General features: G+C 55.6%; 18 protein-coding genes and 1 tRNA gene. 14 read left to right on the forward strand and 5 right to left on the reverse strand.

The features are described from left to right. Positions 1-308: 308 nt before the first annotated feature. Positions 309-530: a helix-turn-helix domain-containing protein gene (locus OZ656_RS06590; protein ID WP_379945113.1), complete on the reverse strand. Its 222-nt coding sequence runs from the start codon at positions 528-530 to the stop codon at positions 309-311. A 72-nt stretch (positions 531-602) separates the two neighbouring features. Between OZ656_RS06590 and OZ656_RS06595 the strand changes: the two genes are divergently transcribed. Next, positions 603-3269, forward strand: a complete 2667-nt coding sequence (locus OZ656_RS06595) for a Mu transposase C-terminal domain-containing protein (RefSeq protein ID WP_379945114.1) — start codon at positions 603-605, stop codon at positions 3267-3269. Positions 3270-3654: 385 nt separating this feature from the next. On the opposite strand, the gene istB (OZ656_RS06600) is transcribed toward OZ656_RS06595, so the two are convergent. Further along, positions 3655-4410 (reverse strand): IS21-like element helper ATPase IstB, encoded by a 756-nt coding sequence (istB, locus tag OZ656_RS06600; RefSeq protein ID WP_375172571.1) that lies wholly within the window; start codon positions 4408-4410, stop codon positions 3655-3657. 14 nt (positions 4411-4424) lie between these two features. After that, positions 4425-5948 (reverse strand): IS21 family transposase, encoded by a 1524-nt coding sequence (gene istA / locus OZ656_RS06605; RefSeq protein ID WP_375172572.1) that lies wholly within the window; start codon positions 5946-5948, stop codon positions 4425-4427. A 263-nt stretch (positions 5949-6211) separates the two neighbouring features. Here istA (OZ656_RS06605) and OZ656_RS06610 point away from each other — a divergent pair, with 263 nt between their 5' ends. From OZ656_RS06610 to OZ656_RS06630, 5 genes are all read left to right on the forward strand, one after another. Next, entirely contained in the window at positions 6212-6727 is a 516-nt protein-coding gene (locus OZ656_RS06610; protein WP_379945115.1) for a TniB family NTP-binding protein, read from the forward strand. 130 nt (positions 6728-6857) lie between these two features. Continuing rightward, on the forward strand, positions 6858-8363 hold the full coding sequence (istA, locus tag OZ656_RS06615) for an IS21 family transposase (RefSeq protein WP_023011525.1): 1506 nt from the start codon (positions 6858-6860) through the stop codon (positions 8361-8363). Continuing rightward, the gene (gene istB, locus OZ656_RS06620; protein ID WP_011783606.1) at positions 8350-9090 is read left to right on the forward strand and encodes an IS21-like element helper ATPase IstB; all 741 of its coding nucleotides are present in this window, start codon (positions 8350-8352) and stop codon (positions 9088-9090) included. The genes istA (OZ656_RS06615) and istB (OZ656_RS06620) overlap by 14 nt, the downstream gene beginning before the upstream one ends. A 48-nt stretch (positions 9091-9138) precedes the next feature. Beyond that, positions 9139-9486, forward strand: a complete 348-nt coding sequence (locus OZ656_RS06625) for a hypothetical protein (protein WP_379945116.1) — start codon at positions 9139-9141, stop codon at positions 9484-9486. Continuing rightward, positions 9476-10894 carry a TniQ family protein gene (locus OZ656_RS06630; RefSeq protein ID WP_379945117.1) on the forward strand — a complete coding sequence of 473 codons (1419 nt, stop codon included), beginning with the start codon at positions 9476-9478 and terminating at the stop codon, positions 10892-10894. Before OZ656_RS06625 ends, OZ656_RS06630 begins: the two co-directional genes overlap by 11 nt. A gap of 335 nt (positions 10895-11229) precedes the next feature. On the opposite strand, the gene OZ656_RS06635 is transcribed toward OZ656_RS06630, so the two are convergent. Then, a tRNA-Leu gene (locus OZ656_RS06635) sits at positions 11230-11316 on the reverse strand. Between the two features lie 273 nt (positions 11317-11589). On the opposite strand from OZ656_RS06635, the gene rnr reads away from it, so the two are divergent. From rnr to alr, 8 genes are all read left to right on the forward strand, one after another. After that, positions 11590-14037, forward strand: coding sequence for a ribonuclease R (gene rnr, locus OZ656_RS06640; RefSeq protein WP_278350362.1), 2448 nt, complete (start codon positions 11590-11592; stop codon positions 14035-14037). Between the two features lie 25 nt (positions 14038-14062). Beyond that, positions 14063-14800, forward strand: a complete 738-nt coding sequence (rlmB, locus tag OZ656_RS06645) for a 23S rRNA (guanosine(2251)-2'-O)-methyltransferase RlmB (protein ID WP_278350363.1) — start codon at positions 14063-14065, stop codon at positions 14798-14800. Between the two features lie 246 nt (positions 14801-15046). Further along, positions 15047-15460, forward strand: a complete 414-nt coding sequence (gene rpsF / locus OZ656_RS06650) for a 30S ribosomal protein S6 (protein ID WP_011785849.1) — start codon at positions 15047-15049, stop codon at positions 15458-15460. 24 nt (positions 15461-15484) lie between these two features. Next, positions 15485-15715, forward strand: a complete 231-nt coding sequence (gene rpsR / locus OZ656_RS06655; RefSeq protein WP_011785848.1) for a 30S ribosomal protein S18 — start codon at positions 15485-15487, stop codon at positions 15713-15715. A gap of 25 nt (positions 15716-15740) precedes the next feature. Continuing rightward, positions 15741-16604, forward strand: coding sequence for a hypothetical protein (locus OZ656_RS06660; RefSeq protein ID WP_278350364.1), 864 nt, complete (start codon positions 15741-15743; stop codon positions 16602-16604). Positions 16605-16624: 20 nt separating this feature from the next. Further along, complete coding sequence (gene rplI, locus OZ656_RS06665) at positions 16625-17071, forward strand: 50S ribosomal protein L9 (RefSeq protein WP_011785846.1); 447 nt, start codon at positions 16625-16627, stop codon at positions 17069-17071. A gap of 149 nt (positions 17072-17220) precedes the next feature. Then, positions 17221-18627 carry a replicative DNA helicase gene (gene dnaB / locus OZ656_RS06670; protein WP_014420683.1) on the forward strand — a complete coding sequence of 469 codons (1407 nt, stop codon included), beginning with the start codon at positions 17221-17223 and terminating at the stop codon, positions 18625-18627. Then, a complete protein-coding gene (gene alr, locus OZ656_RS06675; RefSeq protein WP_023008880.1) occupies positions 18627-19700 on the forward strand; it encodes an alanine racemase in 1074 nt (357 codons plus the stop codon). Before dnaB ends, alr begins: the two co-directional genes overlap by 1 nt. On the opposite strand, the gene OZ656_RS06680 is transcribed toward alr, so the two are convergent. Continuing rightward, positions 19669-20031 (reverse strand): hypothetical protein, encoded by a 363-nt coding sequence (locus OZ656_RS06680; protein ID WP_022991953.1) that lies wholly within the window; start codon positions 20029-20031, stop codon positions 19669-19671. The genes alr and OZ656_RS06680 overlap by 32 nt on opposite strands. Positions 20032-20198 lie beyond the last annotated feature (167 nt).

Raw genomic sequence — 20198 nt, forward strand, 5'->3', positions numbered from 1 at the left:
TCTTTCAGGTTTGTCAGGTTTTTCAGGGCCTGGATCATGTAAGAAGCTGCCGCCTCAGGATCAGACGCATGATCTATCAATATCGCACGGTAGTCGGGATTCCGATTTTTGTTGAGAAGAAGATTAGGCCACCATATCGCCGAGCGATACCTTCGGGACCTAGGATCATGAGTGCCACATCGTATGCAGGTGCCAACTCTATATTGGTACCCCTCTTTGGCACAGTGCGCCTCTTTTTAGGAATATCCGCAGTAACAGGGTAGAACCCCTTCTTCGAAGCTTCTGCCGCGTTTCGGTCAGTCCATTCTTTAATCCACCAGATCAAGTTGAAGCTCTGCGCCCAGGGTTGCTGCCAATCTGCTCATATTCTTGGCGGAGATGTTGCGCCTCCCTCTTTCCACGTCGCTTAAATAGGGACGCTGGAAGCCGCACAGTCTTGCAACATTTTCCTGAGTGAGCCCCTTCTCCTTTCGCAGTTCACGCACTCTTTTTCCGAAATCGATCAGAAATTGCTCTTGCTTATTTGACATGCGAGATCCGTCGTCTAAATTCAAAAAGTGCCTTATAAGTTACATAATCGACGATAAAGCAGGAGTGGTCAAATGCTCTCCGAAGAAGAAGTTGTCGAAAGATGTACTCAGAGAGGTGTCTCTGGGAAGGGGATAGAAATTGCGCTTGCCGTGCGGTCTTCGCCACCTGCGAGAAGAGTCAGAAGCTCTTCTCGGCTTGGGTCATCTGCGTTCACGTTTGCCAGCCGAAAGATGAGGCAGACGATTCAAGCAGAAAGCCTCTCGATTGAACTGCCCGCCATTTATAAGCATGAATTTGACAGCGAAGTTTACGAATTTTACGACCAGCCCTCTGAACCCCTCTTTCTGGAATATCGAAGTAAAAATGGAAGAAAGGTAAAGGCGAAGAGCATTGCCGACTTCTTTGTGATCAGTGACGATTTCATCGGGTGGGAAGAGTGGAAGCCACTCGAAAGAGTAGTTCAGCTCGCGGAGGAGATGCCTGGACGTTTTGTTTTTGACGAGAAGTCCGGTCGATACATAAGTCCTCCCGCTGAAGATTACGCTGCTCGATTTGGATTGGGGTTTCGGGTGATGACCAGTCAAGACATCAGTTACCGCCTTACTGAGAACTTTCAGTATCTCAAAGATTTTCTGTATACCGAGCCAGAAAAGTATTTTGAGAGTAACGAAAGTAAGATTTTCGGTGATTGTCGATGGGTTTTTCTTTCTGACGTTCTCGAGGCTGGCAGCGTCAATCCTGACGACATCTTCCATTGGATTCTCAACCAGGATGTCTTTGTCGATCTGGAAAAGGACCTTCTTCGTCAACCAAGATACTGCCGAATATTCAGAACTCAGACAGATTCTCTTTTACTGGAGGATGTGAAAAGCGTCTCCCGGCACACAGAGCCGCGGCTCGGTGGTCGGGTAAATTTTTGCGGCAATGTTTACCGTATTTCGTCGATCAAGCCTCAATTTTATCTCCTCGAGGATGAGGCTTGTGGAATAAAAAGCGTCCCGAAAAAGCTTCTGGATGATCAGCTAGCAAGTGGCACTGCATTCCTTTACGTAGAGGATCAGGGGGCGGTATTCAATCTGCTTCAGAAAGCTGGGCCGCGAGAACTGGAACAGGCCAATCACCGTCTAAAGATCCTTGATGAGATCAAGGGCGGTAAACCGATTGGAGAGGTTGCAAAGAGCCATAGTATTTCCGAGCGCACAATCAGAAACTGGCTCCGCCAATTTAACCTATCTGAACACGAGCTTGGTGAAGGCTTTGTGGGATTGATTCCAAAGATTTCCTCAAGGGGTAATAGGGAGTCCAGGCTAGATCCCGCGACCAGATCTCTCATCGAACTGACTCTTGAAGAGCACTACCTCAATAAGAAATCACCACCGCTCTCACATGCGTACGGGTTGTTTCTTCACGCCTGCGAAAAGAGTGGAATTCCGACAGTTTCTTTCAAGACATTTTCTTCATTTGCAAAAAGCATCGATACGGCAAAAAAGGTCAGAGCCCGATCAGGTGACAAAGCGGCCTATCAGCATGAAAGCGGCTCAAACAAAGGCCGGAAAATGCCTTGGGATCTGAGTGGTCAGTTCGCTATGGACGTTGTGCACACTGACCATACTCAACTCGATATCGAGCTGGTGTCCTCGAAAAATGGCACAGGTCTTGGTCGCCCTTGGCTAACGCTTTTTCTGGATGGATTCAGCAGAAAGCCTGTCGGTTTCGCGATCCTCTACGATCCGCCTAGTTACCGGAGTCTGATGATTGGTATCCGGCAAATGGTCAAGGCCACCGGTTACTTTCCTGCTTCGTTTGTGGTTGATGGCGGAAAAGAGTTCCAGGGCATTTACTTCGAAACTCTGGTTGCCTCAAAAGGATCGTCAATCCAGAAGCGGCAAGGTAACCCCAGACAAGGAGCGTTGATCGAACGTTACTTCGGTTCTGTCACCAGCCAACTGATCGATAGGTTGCAGGGGAATACCCAGCCCACGAAAAACGTTCGTCAGATGTCGAGGGATATGAACCCGAAAAGAAATGCTATTTGGACCCTGGAGTCTCTCCACGCGGCGCTTGATTCGTTTTTTGAACTTTATTCGACCTCCGACCATCCCGCACTTGGATGTTCTCCGGAGTACCAGTTTGAGAGGAGCCTCGCGAGAGATGGTGCACGAACAATTCGAAAAGTGGAGTACAACAGCGATTTCACGATTCTGACATGTCCACCGCCTCGTCGGGGAGAGGTGGTCGCCGATCCTTGTCGGGGTATCCGTGTGAACTTCCTGGATTATTGGCACCCTGCATTCAGGTCTTTCGGTAGCCGCAAGGAGAAAGTACCAGTTCGCTATGACCCTTTTGATATTGGCTATGTGTATGCCTTTGTGAAAGGCAGCTGGCTCAAATGTCAGGCGATCAGTCATTACGAGACATTTCACGGAAGAACAGAGCGAGAACTTCATTGTCTTCTTGAGGAGCGCCGCAAGACATCAGCTAGTGTGAACGCTTCAAGAAATGTAACGATGCACCGAATTGCTAGCTGGTTCAATGACATCCATGAAACTGAAAAAAGGCTTGAGTCCGGGCAGTTCGCGAAGGATCAAGAGCAGAAAAAGACGGTCATCGACATTCCGCAACCAGCAAAAGAATCTATTCCAGTAACACCCTGTGGTGACTCCCTACACCAAGCATCATGCGAGGCGCGGCCGAAGTTTGAGGTCGATTTTTCAGCCCCCATCCCTGAGGATTTTTAAATGCGACACCCTCAATCGAAGGTTCCGGCCGCTGTGTTCGAAGCGAGTGCAGAGGTGCGAAGCGCGTACTTCGCAACAGGTTTTGTCCTTCGGCACGACAGGTTGAACGGAGTGTTTCAAGAGACCGTCACTGCCCTCAAAGAGCGAACGGGTAAACACATGGTCGTTGTAGCTGGGCCTACCGGGGTAGGCAAGACAACCCTAGCCAAGAGAGTTACCGACTATGTCTATCAAGATCTTGTTCCAAACTGGCATGAAGATCCTGCCTGTATTCCCTGTGTCTGCGTGGAACTGCGTATTCCGGCGAACGTGACCGGTCATTCCGGGGATCGTGACCGATTCGCACACGGCCATCACGCTGGAGCTAGTTTTGTACTCTGAGCGGTCACGATGGGTCAACCGATTCCGTGTTTTGTGCTTTCGCTTTTCGCAGTGATTCCCCCTTCAGATTGAGTCGGTGAGCGCCGTGCAGGAGCCTGTCCAGAATGGCGTCGGCGAGCGTGGCGGAGCCGATGTAGTCGTGCCAGTGTTCGGTTGGTAACTGGCTGGCGATGAGCGTTGAGCCTCGCCCGTGCCGGTCTTCAATCACTTCCATCAGATCCTGTCGTTGTTGCGCGGTTACCTTCTGCATGCCCCAGTCGTCCAGGATCAGCAGGTCGGTCTTCAGCAACTGGTTCATCAGCCGCGCGTAGCTGCCATCGCCGTGGGCGATGCGCACCTGATCGAACAGGCGCGGCACTCGCAAGTAGCGAACCGAGAGCCCCTGCCGGCAGGCCTGGTTGCCCAGGGCGCACGCCAGCCAGGTCTTGCCACAACCGGTCGGGCCGGTGATGCACAGGTTCAGGGATTGGCGGATCCAGTCACAGCTGGCCAGGCCCGCCATGCGGGAGCGTTCCAGCCCCCGTGGATGGCGGTAATCGATGTCTTCCACGCAGGCAGGCACTCGCAACCGGGCTGCCTTCAGCAGCCGCTCTAATCGGCGGTTTTCCCGGTGCAGCACCTCCCGGTCGATCAGTAAGGCCAGGCGTTCCTCGAACGCCAGGTCGTGGGTGTCGGGCTGTGCCCGTTGTTGTTCCAAGGCATCGCACATGCCTGTCAACTTGAGCTGGCGCAGGGTGTCGAGGGTGTTTTGAGTCAACATCAGTTTCTCCGGTATCAGTGGTAGTAGCGGGACCCGCGAACGTTGGTGTGAACGGGCAGATCGGCCAGTTCCGGTTCTTCCTCGTTCAGTGGCAGAGGCAGCTGATCCAGACCCTGCTTCAGGATCGAGCTGATGCTCTGGTAGCTTGCCGAGTTGATGGCCAGTGCTCGGCTACAGGCCTGCTCCAAGCGGTCACGGCTGTAGCGTCGACTCAGGTTCAACAGCCCCAGGCAGGCCCGGTAGCCATGCTCGGGATGCGGACGATCCTTGAGCTGTCGCTGTACCACGTCGAGCGTGGCGGGACCGATGTCAGTGGCCCAGTTCAGGAACCGCCCGGGCGACCAGTTCTGATGGGCCTGATGGGACTTAGGCATGTGCTCGGTCAGGGTGACGAAGCGGCCCTTGCCATGCCGAGGGTGCAGGGCCACCCGCTGGCCTTTGTGCATGACCTCAACGGACGTATCGGTAACCCGAACATCTAGCTTCACCCCCACTAGGGCGTGAGGCACGCTGTACAGGCGTTTGTCGATCTCGATGTGGTAGTCGATGCCGGGTCGCGCCTTGCGCCACTCGGCATAGACGTAAGGTGTTGCAGGCAGAGGCCTCAGTGCTGGACGATCCAGTGCCTCGAACAGGCTCTGGCGGCTCTCGGAGCGTCCCTGGAACGGGCGCTGATTCAGGGCCGGTAACAGATCCGCAATGGCCGTATTCAGTTCGGCCAGGGAGAAGAACATCCGGTGCCGTAACCGGGCCAGTATCCAGCGCTCGACCAGCAACACGGCGGCTTCGGCCTTCGCTTTATCCTTGGGTTTGTAAGGGCGTGCTGGCAATACGGCGGTCTGGTAGTGGGCGGCCAGTTCGGCGTAGGTCTCGTTGATCTGAGGCGTGTATCGGTCTGCCTTGGTAACCGCTGCCTTGAGATTGTCGGGCACCAACAGCTCAGCTACCCCGCCGTAGAACGCCAGCATCCGCTGGTGGGAGGCGATCCAGTCCGGCAGGCTCTGGCTCCAGGTGGCCTCGGCGAAGGTGTAGCTGGACGCGCCCAGCACGGCCACAAAGACCTGGGCCTTGCGCATCTCACCGGTGCTGCGGTCCACCACTGGCACGGTGGGACCGCAGTAGTCGATAAAGATCTTCTCACCGGCCCGGTGGACCTGGCGCATGCTGCGCCTCTGCCGGCCGCGCCAGAGCCGGTAGTGATGGCAGAACTGGCTGTACCGGCGGGCCTTGTCGCCGTGGCGCTCCACATATTCGGCCCAGAGCAGTTGCAGGGTGACGCCCTTGGTCTTCAGCTCCTGATGGACCTGGAAGTAGTCGGGTTCAGCAAATCGAGATGGGGGTGTCTTGGCCGGGAACAGCAGGGCCTCTAACCGTACTTCATCCGTGCCTTCCGGCAACGGCCAGGTGATGCCCTGCGCAGTGGCCAGGCTGACATACTTGCCGACCACGCCCTTGGAGAGCCCGCAGGCACGGGCAATGCGCTCATGGCTTAGGCCCGCTTCGTACTTGAGGCGCAAGACCTCGATGATCTGTCGCATGGAAATCCTCGCTGCCGGCATCCGCCCTTCCTCGTGATGAAAAAGAAACAGGTATGCCGGATAAAGTTGAAGAATTCCAGCGTGTTGGCAGTGATTCCGGAGGAACGTGACCGGTGATTCCGGCATCGTGACCGGCGATTCCGGAAAAGCACCCGAAATCGGTCACGATAAAACGGAATCAGTGGTCACGATCGCCCGGAACAGGCGGTCACGTTCAAACGGAATGGGTGGTCACGATGGGCCGGAATACGCAGGAACTAAGAATGGACTCCCAAAGTGGTTTTGATTGGAAGGAGCTATACAGGCAGATTCTCGTCGCACTCAACGAACCGCTTGTGGATCATAAATGCAACATAAGGACGACGACTGATTATCAGAAGAGTCGGGTAATGACGGGTGGCCATATCACAGTTAGTCGATTGAGAACCGAAATGGAGCAAGCTCTCAAAGAACGAAAGACACGGGTTGTGATCCTTGATGAGTTGCAACATCTTTTCAAACATGGAGGTGGGAAGGTTGAGCAGTACTACGATGTACTCAAGTCCATCTCCTCAAGAACAGACTGTGCAATCGTGGGGATTGGAACCTACGAGCTGTGCTTCATGATGGATTGGAGTGGTCAGATGAACCGTGTAACGGATTATCTGCAATTTTCGCGTTATGACTTTGGCGCTCAAAGTGACCTGCAATCTTTCTTCAATGCATATAGCGGCCTCCTTGCCCACGTCCCTATGGATCTGGAGGAAGAGCTTTTGAGGCCAGACCTTGAGTACTGTTAATGGCCAATTAAAATGACCCACTACTGGCCATTAATTTTGACCCACCTCCGAGTGGCCGTCAGGCCACAGAACCAGCTACTGTCCCCAGCTTTTATCGATGGCCGGGGGCATGTCAGTGAAGGAGTGGGTTGTGATACACAAGATCAAGGCACTGCACGATAACGGCAAAGGGTTGTCGATCCGCGCCATCAGTCAGGAACTGGGGTTGTCCCGCAATACCGTTCGCAAGTATCTGCGGATGGATGAGAACGCGATTTCGGAACAGATAGAAGATCCCTCACGCACCAAGCGCCTCGATGATCACCGGGATTATCTGATTCATCTTCTCAAAGAATTCCCCAAGCTCAGCGCCGTCAAAATTGCCCGCAAGCTGCAAGCGAAGGTTGGTGAATTGCCAGCTTCGGATCGTTCCATTCGCCGCTATGTGCGAACGCTCAAGGGGGAAGTGGCCTCAGCCCAGATGCGCTATTACGAACCCATTCTGGACGATGTGCCGGGTGTTCAGTGTCAGGTGGACCCGGGTGAGTTGCGCGGCGTGCTGATTGGTGGCGAAGAGCGCACGCTGCACTTCGTGGTGTTCGTGCTGTCCTACTCGCGGTTGATGTACGTGGGTCTGGCCTTCCGCCCACTGGATACCCAGACCTTTATCCAACTCCATAACGAAGCCCTGCGTTACTTCGGTGGCCTGCCGGAGGAATGCGTCTACGATCAGACCAAGCTGGTGGTCATCAACGAACAGTACCGGGAGCTGACCCTCAACCAACGGTTCCACGAGTATGCCACCACGGCCGGGTTCCGGATCCATGCCTGCGAAGGTTATGACCCGGAGAGCAAGGGCAAGGTGGAAGCTGGCGTGAAGTACGTCAAGCAGGATTGCCTTTACGGTGAGGTCTTCCGGGACCAGGAGCACGTGCGCCAGCACGTGCAGGACTGGCTTGAGAGCGTAGCCAATGTCCGCATCCACGGCACCACCGGAGAGCCACCCCGGGAACGCTTCGAACGGGATGAGCGAGAACACCTGGAGGCTTACCTGTCACCAGCTTGCGTGCAATCTGTGGCCCACGAGACACGTCGAGCCGACAAGACCGGCCTGATCGCCTGGAAGGCCAACAAGTACTCTGTGCCCATGGCCTGGCAACAGGCCCGGGTGGGCGTTCTGGAGTCCGGCGGCCAACTCCACATCAGCGACCTGAACACAGGGGAAGTCATTGCCAGCCATGCTCTGTGTGCCGATAAAGGCAAGGTGATCAAGAACACCCACCACTACCGGGATCATGCCCAGCGGGTGGCCGCCCTTGAGGGTAAGATCAACGACCTGATCGGCAGTGACATCGGGCCACGGTTGTGCCAACAGCTCAAGCGTTCCGAGCCCAAGATCTACAAGGACCAGCTGGTGGCTGCCCGTGACCTGCTCAAGCGCCATGCGCCCGTGGATCCGGCATTAATTACGACGCTGGCAGAGCGTCCCGGCATGACCGCGACACGGCTGCAAAGTTATCTGGAAGCAGCCCAGGCCGCCGTTCTCCGGGAGCGACAGCCGGAACCGCTATCGGAACCAAAAGAAACACTGGATCTGAGCGCTTACCGCCATATTGGCCGCTCCAGTGGCCAGGGGGTGACCCATGAGCCAGCTTGAACAGACCGAGGCCCGTTACCGCAGCCTGCGCCTGAGCGCGGCCGCCGACGAACTGACCAACCTGCTGGCCGAGGCTGAAGCCAACGAGATGTCCTATCTCAGCTTCGCGGACCGGCTTGCCGAGCACGAACTGACCCAGCGCCAGGACAAACGCATCCGCCGGAACCGGAAAATGGCTGCGTTCCCAGCGGAGAAGCGCCTGGAGGGCTTCGACTACCGGCACCAGACCACCATTACCAAACGCCAGGTCAATGCCTTGCTGGACTTCCAGTTCATCGACGAGCGAAACAACCTGGTGTTCATCGGCCCGCCCGGTGTAGGCAAGACCCACCTGGCCATCGGCATTGGCCACAAAGCTGTGGAGGCCGGCTACCGGGTACTGTTCCGCAACGCTCTCGATCTGGTGGAAGAACTAGAGCTGGCCGAGATGAAGGGTGAGTTGAAAAAGCGGGTCAGCCAACTGGCCAAGTACGACCTGCTGATCATTGATGAACTGGGCTATCTACCGATGACCCGGCAGGCCCGATACAACCTGTTCCAGTTGATCAACAGCCTATACGAATACCGTTCAATCATCCTGACCACCAATAAGGACTTCACCAGCTGGGGCGAGTTCTTCCACGACGACAACGTGGCGGTGCCGATCATTGACCGGGTTATCCACCATTCACACATCTTTATGTTGGGAGGAGAAAGCTATCGGCTAAAGCAGAAGACAACAAGCTAGACTATGAAAGGTGGGTCAATTTTATTGGCCAAAGGTGGGTCAAAATAAATGGCCATTGACAAGTACGTTTACATACGCTGTTGTGGTTGCGTCGGTATTCTCAAGGACTGGATCTACCGGGCGATGAATCGTGCTGTAAATGACGGTGCGGCCGCTCTGGGAGTCAAACATCTTGAGGCCACAATGCATCCTCCCAAGGCACTCCAAAGGATCATCGAGGAAATCAAAGAGGGCGAAGCGAGTTTTTATCAGCCCGATATCGATTCGCTTAAGTGTGAATTCATTGGAAATCGCGGTCCCAAGCCGTTTAGCCAAGTGAAGGGAAAAAGGGCCGGAGCTTCCTCTTCCCCTCCCGGTGTCAGGAAGCCAAAGAGGGATCCGATCAATGCATCATGAAGGCTATCTCAGTTCAGCAGTGCGTAGCACTCTCCGGCCGATTGCTATTAAAGGAGACGGAGAAAGTATCGAGTCTCTTACGTCATACATTGGGCGTCTCGCGTGGCACCACTCTGTTAAGCCATCTTTGCTAATCGGGAGTCTGATTGACCCAGGAAAGTCCCCTGGTTTTCTTAATCATGAGATAGCGACGAGCTTTAATTCTCTGACTCCCAAAACGGCCACCATCATAGAAAGTATTTCGGCACAGTCAGGCCTTGCTCATCATTGGGTCGCAGCTATGACCTTTGTGCATCTTCATGATCAGATTGATCATAGCGCTCGCGGGTTCATCAGAAAGACCAAGCAGTGGTGCCCTGTTTGCTATGACGAAGATCATTCAAATGGGGGGCAGTACGATCGCCTCGCTTGGAGCTTGCAAGGTGTCTCGCATTGTGTGAAGCATCGATGCAAGCTCCGGGATTATTGTCAGAGTTGCTTAAAAGCGCAACCTTACCTATCCAGCAAATGTGAGGTGGGATTCTGTCACCACTGTGAGCAATCACTATCAGAAAGTGTTCTATCGCAACGAACTGATGCGGACTGCGAAGAAAGTGAGGTTTATTCCTCCCTCGTATTGGGAATTGTCGATCAAACTCTAGCTGAAACTGAAAGCCTTGAGTCCATATTGCGGCAAATTGCCTATATGTTTTCGGCTGAAGGGATCGCGCGATTTGCTGAGTTTTTGAAAATGGATAGGCATTGTGTAGAGCGATGGATGACGGGGGAGACGAAACCAGCTTTAAAAAGTGTTCAGCGCGTTTTTGGCAAACTAGAGGTGCCCTGGGCAGATGTTCTAATGAAGCGGATGAGCGCATGTGAAATCATCGAATCAAACAAACGGAGTCGATCTAAGGTCCAGTGGGCTCGCAGAGAGCTGGCCCCAGAAAGGGAATTACGAGTCGTTGACGGGGAAATACTCCATGACGATCAGCCCTGTGCGAGGAAAGTCAGGAGCGCCGCTGCAATCGAACGGATTGATCGTTATCTCGATCAAATCATCTCGGGCCAAGTAAAGCCTTATTCTCGCGCAAAAATCGCTGCTACGCTGGGCGTCTCCTCTGGTTATCTCGAGTCCCTGTTTGGCGGGAAGGTAAAGATAATCTCGGAGATCTACAAGCAATACCTGGATAACTTGAGCTTATCAAGAACCGAGCTCCTGAAGGCTGAAATTTATATTTCGCTCCAAATGGTCTATGAGGACGGAGAGGCCCCCACCTGGAGTAACGTCGGCGCCTACCTCTCGAAGGATCTGGGCAAGCGATTTTCGATGACCGAAATCGCACGAATTCGAAAAAAGGCGATTCCGGAAGTGTTCTCTGACGAATATCAGGAAAGCATTCAGAGAGTAAAGAGGAAGATGGGGTAAGTTCGGAGGAGACTTTAGAAGAATGCTTCTCCTGAATTCTCTTCAGATGTTGACTTGAGCTTATAAGGTGGAATGCGATGAACTTTTGGGCACAGACTGTGAACTATAAAATTTCCTAAAATATTGAGAATTGAGGGTTACAGCCGTGCGACGCATAACATTTCCGTGATGGGATAAGCTCTGTAAGTAAAGGAATCTGGGAGATATTCAATGAACTGCGCCGGCATGACAGTGGTTCGTGGTCAGACCACTGGCGGTATCTGATAACAATAAATTTGCCATCAAGGAAAAGATACGGTTCAGATTACACTTAGGCCATTTTCTGGGGAAGAAAATGGTGCCGAGGAGAGGACTTGAACCTCCACGGGGTTGCCCCCACTAGCACCTGAAGCTAGCGTGTCTACCAATTTCACCACCTCGGCAGGTGATTTGCAGATTCGCGTTTAGTTTATTGAAAACCTAGCGTTTCTGCCAGCGGTGAGGAGTTGCCCCTCAACCGATGGCGCGTACTTTAATGATTCGCTCGGGAGCTGTCAAACATTTTTTTCAAAAAAGTTTCTAGAGTGATGTCGGACGATTTCAGGGTATTTGTGCCTATATTGGCGCCCTTGTTAGGCAGCATTCCCATCCCAACGTTATACTGCATCAAACACGAATGATGCCGCACGGTTTGCGGTGAGACAGAAAGGATCCGAATGGTTTCCAGGAAGAACAAGCAAAGTGACCCTCATGCCCAGCGTGAGGCCCAGAAATATGACAACCCCATCCAGAGTCGGGAGTACATTCTCCAACATCTGAAAGAGCGGGGCGCGCCGGCCACGCACGAGACCCTGTGTCAGGAGCTCGGGCAGACGTCTGCGGAAGGAATTGAAGCGTTGCGCCGTCGTCTGATTGCGATGTGCCGCGATGGACAGTTGATCTGTAACCGCCGTGATGCGTTCCTGCCGATAGAGGAAGCGGATCTGGTCACCGGGCGCGTGGTTGGCCATCGAGACGGTTTCGGGTTTCTGATCCCCGATGATGGTGGCTCCGACCTGTTTCTGACCGCCCGGCAGATGCGCCAGGTATTCCACGGTGACCGGGTGGCCGCCCGGGTGGATCAGGTGGATGATCGCGGGCGCCGGGAAGGCAAGATTGTGGAAGTGCTGGAGCATCGCACCTCCCAGATTGTCGGTCGCTTCTTTAAAGAAAGTGGCATCGCCTTCGTAGTGCCGGAGAACGCCCGGATCAATCACGAGATTCTGGTTCCTGATGAGCAGGCGGGTAAGGCGGTTCACGGCCAGTATGTGGTGGTGGAGATTCTTCGTCAGCCGACGATTCGAACCCAGCCCACCGGCCAGGTCATTGAGATTCTGGGCGAGCACATGGCGCCGGGAATGGAAATAGATGTTGCCATTCGTTCCTACGAAATCCCCCATAGCTGGCCGCCCGCCGTAGGTGAGCAAGCAGCCTCGATTCCGGCGGAAGTGGCAGAGAAAGACAAGGCAAACCGGGTGGATATCCGCAACATGCGCCTGGTGACTATCGACGACGAGAGCGCCCGCGACTTCGATGATGCCATTTACTGCGAGCCTCGTCCCCGTGGTGGCTATCGGTTGGTGGTGGCCATCGCTGATGTCTCCCATTATGTCCGCCCGGGGTCGCCACTGGATGAAGAGGCCATTCAGCGCGGTAACTCGGTGTATTTTCCGGACCACGTGGTGCCCATGCTGCCGGAGAAGCTCTCCAATGGCCTGTGTTCCCTGAACCCGGATGTCGACCGTCTGTGCATGGTGGCCGACATGACCATCAGTGCCGCCGGTAACATCAGCGGCTACACCTTCTATCAGGCCGTAATGCGCAGCCATGCCCGGCTGACCTACAACAAGGTCAGTGCCATGCTGGAGCATCCGGATACAGAACAGGGCTACAAACTCAGCGCCCACTATGCGGATCTGCTGCCGCATCTGCACAACCTGTATGACCTCTACAAGTTGTTGCGAAAGGCTCGCACCGAGCGTGGGGCCATTGATTTCGAGACCACGGAGACCAAGATTGTTTTCGATGCCCAGCGCAAGATTGAGGAAATTGTTCCGGTGCACCGGAACGATGCCCACAAGATTGTCGAAGAGTGCATGCTGTGCGCCAATGTGGCGACGGCCCGCTTCCTCAAGAAGCACAAGATTCCGGCGCTTTACCGGGTGCACGACGGGCCTTCGGAAGAGCGTCTGAGCAATCTGCGCCTGTTCCTGGGTGAGCTGGGATTGCAGCTGGGCGGCGGCGACAAGCCGTCATCGGCAGATTACCAGGCCTTGCTGGGTCAGGTGGCCGACCGCCCGGATGCCAATGTCATCCAGATGGTGATGCTGCGCTCTCTGAGCCAGGCGGTGTACAGTCCTGAGGAAGCCGGGCATTTTGGTCTTGGCTTCGCCAGTTATACCCACTTCACGTCGCCAATTCGACGTTACCCGGACCTGATTGTGCATCGGGCCATCAAGTCCCGGATCCATAATCCCGAGGCAACCAAAGATCTGGTGTCCCCGAAGGTGCACGATCCCGAATTGGCTGAGTATCCCTACGATTATGCCCGTATGGAGCAGTTGGGTGAGCATTGCTCCATGACCGAACGCCGGGCCGACGATGCCACACGGGATGTCATGGCCTGGCTCAAGTGCGAGTTCCTGCGCGATCACGTGGGCGAGGAGTACGATGGCATTATCGGCGCGGTGGTGCCGTTTGGCTTCTTTGTTGAGTTGTCCGATATCTACATCGAAGGTCTGGTACACGTCTCCACGCTCAGTGGTGACTACTTCCATCACGATGCCGTCAAGCATCGTCTGATTGGTGAGCGCACGGCGGTCAGCTTCCGTCTGGGTGACGAAGTGCGTGTCCGCGTGGTGCGTGTCGATCTGGAAGACCGAAAAATCGATCTTGAGCTGGTAAGCACCCCCAGGCGCCGGAAGGCAGACCGCGATGCGCTGGAAGTGTCCAAGAGCGAGCCGCGGGGCAAGGGCAAGGGTGGTCGCTCCGGTAAAGGGCAAAAATCCGGTAAGCCGGCCAGCGCCAAGGAAAAGCTGGCCGCAGAGGCTGCCCGGGAGGCCCGGTCCAAATCGGCCAAAGGTAAACCGTCAGGCTCGGGCCGTAAGCGCAAGAGTCGCAAATAACACGTTACGCAGGAATTGATTGTCAGTGTCTCAGGAATATGTATTCGGCTGGCATGCCGTAGATGCCGTGTTGAAAAGAGAGCCGGAGCGGTTGCAAAGGGTCTGGATTCAGACCGGTCGTCAGGATAAGCGGGTGAAGTCGGTTACCGATGCCCTTGACGGTCTGGGGGTGCCCTGGAAAGTGGTGCACCGGAAAGAGCTGGATGAGCGGGTGTCTGGTGTCCACCAGGGTGTTGTTGCTGCCGTTGCGGAAAGCCGGGAGTGGACCGAGGATGATCTTCTTGCCCAGTTGGCCGCCAGTGACAAGCCGCCATTGCTGCTGGTGCTGGATGGCGTGACGGATCCCCATAATCTGGGTGCGTGCATGCGCACCGCCGATGCGGCGGGAGTGCAGGCCGTGATTGTGCCCAAGGATAAATCGGCCTCGTTGACGCCGGTTGCCCGAAAGGTCGCCTGTGGAGCGGCGGAAACGGTACCGTTTGTCCGGGTGACCAATCTCGCCCGTTTCCTCCGGGAATTGAAGGACCAGGGCGTGTGGTTGATTGGTACGGCAGGTGAGGCGGATGCCAGCCTGTATCAGGCTGATTTCAAGGGGGCGGTTGCTCTGGTGATGGGCGCCGAAGGTAAAGGTATGCGCCGGCTGACTCGTGAACATTGCGACCAGTTGATCAACATCCCGATGCTCGGCCACGTCGACAGTCTGAATGTGTCGGTGGCGACCGGTGTCTGTCTTTACGAGGCGCTGCGCCAGCGCCTCGGTTAAAACCTTGCACAAACAGGCCTGCGGGCCTAGAATACGTCACCCCTTTTTCAAGGGGTGGCTTTTTATTGTCTGTTGTATGGCAATGGTTAGCTTCGCTTTTGATCAAGCCTTTCTTGTAAAGCCTTATTGATAAAGCAAAAAAGAAACCGGCAGCACTTGCTGTCACCTCCTTGCTTTCACGCTCCGGCCACAACCACTGGTATGGCCACCGGGAGAAGGAAGCTGTTTAAACCGTAGGGAGAACTCATGCGTCACTACGAAATCGTTTTCATGGTACATCCGGATCAGAGCGAGCAGGTGCCCGCGATGATCGAGCGTTATACCAGCGTCATCACTGAAGATGGCGGCAAGGTACATCGCCTGGAAGATTGGGGCCGTCGTCACCTGGCTTACCCGATCAACAAGATCCACAAGGCTCACTACGTGCTGATGAACATCGAGTGTTCACAGGCCGCGATGGACGAGCTGACTCACAACTTCCGGTTCAACGACGCCATCATCCGTGACCTGATTCTGCGTCGCGACGAGGCCGTTACCGACCTGTCTCCGATGAAAGCCGCTGAGTCCCGTGAGGACCGTCGTTCCGGCGGAGACGATCGTCCACGTCGTTCAGCTGACTCTGAAGAGCGTCAGAGCGCATCCCAGGACGAAGAAGAGTAATTAACCGGAGTTAGGAGTTACGTTATGGCTCGTTTTTTCAGACGTCGTAAGTTCTGCCGCTTCACGGCAGAAGGTGTTAAAGAGATCGATTACAAGGATCTGGACACCCTGAAAGGCTACATCACTGAAACCGGCAAAATCGTGCCCAGCCGCATCACCGGCACCAAAGCACGTTATCAGCGTCAGCTGGCTACCGCTATCAAGCGTGCCCGCTACCTGGCACTGCTGCCGTATACGGACGGTCACGACCACTAAGTTTTAACGGACAGGACCCGGGACCATGCGTGCACTGGCACAGTATGTAATGCGCGGTCCCCTGCAGGCTGGCGGGGTTGCAGCGGTTACCACCGCAGTACCCTTACTGTTCTGGATTGGCGCAGCGGTAACTGGCCTGGTCGTTCTTCGGCTGGGCATTCGCCAGGGGCTCAACATAGGCCTCTGGGCACTGATTCCGGCGATCGGGTGGGCCGTTTACGGCCAGGATCCCACGGCGCTGGTGGTGCTGCTGCAGGTGATGCTGATGGCATCCATTATCCGGACAACGCTGTCCTGGGAAAGAGCACTGTTATCCGGTGCCTTTCTGGCGATACTGACCGGGCTGATGTTGCCTGTGATGTATCCGGCGCTTCTGAACGATCTGGTTCAGGCCGGTGTCGAGGTTTACGAGCAGTACAACACTGAAATGGCCCGTGCGCTGGGTGGTGATCTGGAACAGGTTATCCGGGACACCATGAATGCCAGCATGGCCGGTACCTACTTTGCCACTGCCATCGGTATGACGATGCTGGCAAGGTCTTGGCAGGCGGGGTTGTATAATCCCGGTGGATTCCGCAAGGAATTCCATGGCCTCAGGTTATCGCCCGCGGTAGCTGTAGTGTGCGCCATCACCATGGTGGTCGGCCCGATTCTGGGGCTGAATGCCATCCTGCTGGCCTGGGCTGCGGGTACCCCGCTGGTTCTGGCCGGGCTGGCTCTGGTGCACGGTGTGTTTGCTCGAAAGCAGTGGAGCGGAAACTGGCTGGCAATGTTTTACGTTGCTCTGGTTCTGCTGGGTCCCAATCTGTTGATGCTGTTAGTGGTTCTGGCTTTTGTGGATAGCTGGCTGGATATCCGGGGGCGTATACCCGCCGGTCCGGCTGAATAAAGCACGAAGAGGTTAACGAGATGGAAGTTATTCTGCTCGAGAAAGTCGCAAACCTTGGCTCCCTGGGTGACAAGGTAAAGGTTAAGGCCGGTTACGGTCGTAATTTCCTGCTGCCGTACGGCAAGGCCGTTCCTGCTACGGAAGCAAACGTAAAGGCGTTTGAAGAGCGTCGCGCTGAGCTGGAAAAAGCTGCTGCTGAGAAGCTGGCTGCTGCCCAGGCCCGTGCCGAAGCTCTGGAAGGCGCTTCCTTCACCATCACCTCCAAGGCCGGTGAAGAAGGCAAGCTGTTCGGTTCTATCGGTGTTCGTGACATTGCCGACGCAGTGTCTACCGGTGGTACTGAAGTCGAGAAGAGCGAAGTTCGTCTGCCGGAAGGCCCGATCCGGGTCACCGGCGAGTACGACATCGAACTGCAGCTGCACACAGACGTTGAAGTGACCATCAAGCTGGCGGTTGTTGCCGAGTAATCGGTAGCCCAGTGACAGGTCGATTCAACCAGCACTGAAGCCGCAGGTTTCTGTGCTGAAAAACGGGCCCGAGCCGGAGACGGTTTCGGGCCCGTTGCTTTCTGGTATTCTTGTAATCTCGTTTGTTCATTTCCCTGATGTCGGTGTCTATGGCCAATCCCACTCTGAAACCTGCTTCTATTGATCCGGAAACCAGTCGCATCAAGGTCCCGCCGCATTCGGTCGAGGCTGAACAGGCGGTGCTCGGCGGCCTGATGCTGGACAACCGTCGGTTTGACGAGATCGCCGAAATTATTTCAGCGGCTGATTTTTACCGGCAGGACCATCGCCTGATTTTCGGCGCCGTGGAGCGCCTGGCCAGCGAGAGTGAGCCGCTGGATGTGGTTACCCTGGCCGAGTTTCTGGAACGGGCCGGCGATATTGAGGATGCTGGTGGTCTGTCTTATCTGGCGGAACTCGCCGAGAAAACACCCGGCGCCGCCAATATCAGAGCCTACGCTGACATTGTTCGCGAACGCTCCATTCTGCGGCAGCTGGTGGAGGTGTCCGGCAAGATCTCCGATTCGGCCTTCAACCCGCAGGGGCGAAAAAGTAACGATATTCTGGACGAAGCAGAACGCAGTGTGTTCCAGATTGCCGAGGCGCGTACCAAAGAGGGCTCTGGCCCCAAGGCCATCAACCCCATCCTGGCCACCACCCTGAGCCGGATTGAAGAGCTGTTTGAGTCTGGCGAGCAGACGACCGGTTTGACCACCGGGTTCCGGGATCTGGACGACCAGACTTCCGGTATGCAGCCCGCCGACTTGATCATTGTGGCGGGGCGGCCCTCTATGGGTAAGACCACTTTTGCCATGAACATTGTTGAGAACGCCCTGATCAGCACCGGCACCCCGATACTGGTGTTCAGTATGGAGATGCCCGCAGATGCGCTGGCCATGCGTATGCTGTCGTCGCTTGGTCGCATTGATCAGACCAAAGTGCGGGGCGGCAAGCTGGAAGAGGATGACTGGCCCCGGCTTACCTCTGCCGTCAGTCTGTTGAAGGATAAGCCGCTTTATATCGATGACACTCCGGGGCTGAGCCCGACAGAAATGCGCTCCAGGGCCCGTCGGGTGGCCCGCGAGAACGGCGGCAAGATTGGCCTGATCATGGTCGACTACCTGCAGTTGATGCGGGTGCCGGGTAACACCGAAGGCCGGACTGCGGAGATTTCCGAAATCTCACGCTCACTCAAGGGTATTGCCAAAGAACTGGGCTGCCCGGTTGTGGCGCTGTCCCAGTTGAACCGGAGTCTGGAGCAGCGACCCAACAAACGCCCGGTCAACTCGGACCTGCGGGAATCCGGTGCGATCGAGCAGGATGCCGACGTGATCATGTTCGTATACCGGGACGAGGTCTACAACGAGGATACGCCGGATAAGGGCATTGCCGAGATCATTATTGGTAAGCAGAGGAATGGCCCGATCGGTACCATCCGTCTCGCGTTCATTGGTAAATACACCAAATTCGAAGACCTGGCGCACGGCGATTACAGCGATTACGGTGGGGATTATTAATGCCACGCCCCACCGTTGCCCGCATAGATCTTGACGCCCTGAAACACAATTTTCGACGGGCCCGGGAACTGGCTGGAACCGCCTACGCCATGGCGGTGGTCAAAGCCGATGGCTATGGCCATGGCATTGGCTCGGTTGCTGATGCTCTGGCTCCGGAGACCAGCCGGTTTGCGGTGGCCTGTATCGAGGAAGCCATAGCCATTCGCGGTGCCGGCCATCGGCACAGCGTGGTGCTGCTGCAGGGCACCCATCAAAAGGATGACCTGGCCGAATGTGAGCAGTCGGGTTTTGAGCCCGTGCTCCACTGTCAGCAACAGTTATCGTGGCTCGGTGCGGGGCGTTCTCCCAGATTCTGGATCAAGGTCAATACTGGTATGAACCGTCTGGGCTTCCGGCCCGAAGAGCTGCCGGAGGTGATGGCCGGGCTTGAGGAAACGGGTCTGAAGCATCTTGCGATTGGTTTTGTCACTCATTTTGCTTGTGCCGATGATCCGGACAGCGAGATGACCGGGCTCCAGACCCGGATTTTTGAGCGGGCGGTAGCTCCCTGGCCGGATTTGATGCGTAGCGTGGGTAATTCCGCGGCTCACTTTCGCCCGAATCAGCCGCTGTACGAGTGGAGCCGCCCGGGGATCATGCTCTACGGGGCGTCGCCCATGGAGGGTAAAACCGGTGCGGAGCTGGGGCTTTGCCCCGCGATGACCTTGCAGGCGCCTCTGATTACCACACGCGTGGTCCGTGCCGGGGAGTCGATAGGGTATGGCGCTTCCTGGACGGCCAGTCAGGATACCCGAATGGGCATGGTGGCCATTGGTTATGCCGATGGCTACCCGCGTCACGCGGGTACCGGAACGCCAGCCGCTGTGCGCGGCCAGCGAATCCGTTTGCTGGGGCGGGTATCCATGGACATGCTGGCAGTAGACCTGAGTGCCGTCCCTGAGGCCCGTGAGGGCGACCTGGTGGAGCTCTGGGGCAAAACCGTGAGTGTCGACGAGGTGGCCGGTTACGCCGGTACTATTGGCTATGAGTTGCTCACCGGCGTTACGTCGCGGGTGCCTCGGGTTCATGAATGATTTCTTCGATGAAATCGAGAATCGCCGCCAGGCTGCGGTCGTCCAGTTTCTTGAGGACTTTGTGAATCACCATTTTGCTGCCCTTGAGCATGCTGCTGATGCCCATTTTGGCCATTCCCATCATCATGCTGCCGGCATTCAGGCGGCGTAGTGGCTCAAGGAAAAAGAAATCCAGCCCGGATTCGGTCAGTTCAACGATGAGCTCATACAGCTGGTCGATGGCCTGCTTGTCGGCTTTGCCGCGGCCTTTGAGCTCACTGACGGTATAAAGAGCCCGGGTTCTTAGTTCATCGGGGATAGGGGCCACTATATGGCTCTGTTGTTTCAGCATTGGGATTCCCGTTGTTGTATGCTTGTCGATCCGGGAGCGTTCACCGGCTCCCCGTAAGGCTGACGTTTCAGGCTGCATGATACTGCAGTAAAGTAGTGTTCCGAGCCATTGGCCCGAGTGTTTCCTGACATCCGTCACATCAGTGATATTCCGGAGGCGTTGTTTCC

It is taken from the genome of Marinobacter sp. LM1 (assembly GCF_042763285.1).
Lineage (GTDB): Bacteria > Pseudomonadota > Gammaproteobacteria > Pseudomonadales > Oleiphilaceae > Marinobacter > Marinobacter nauticus.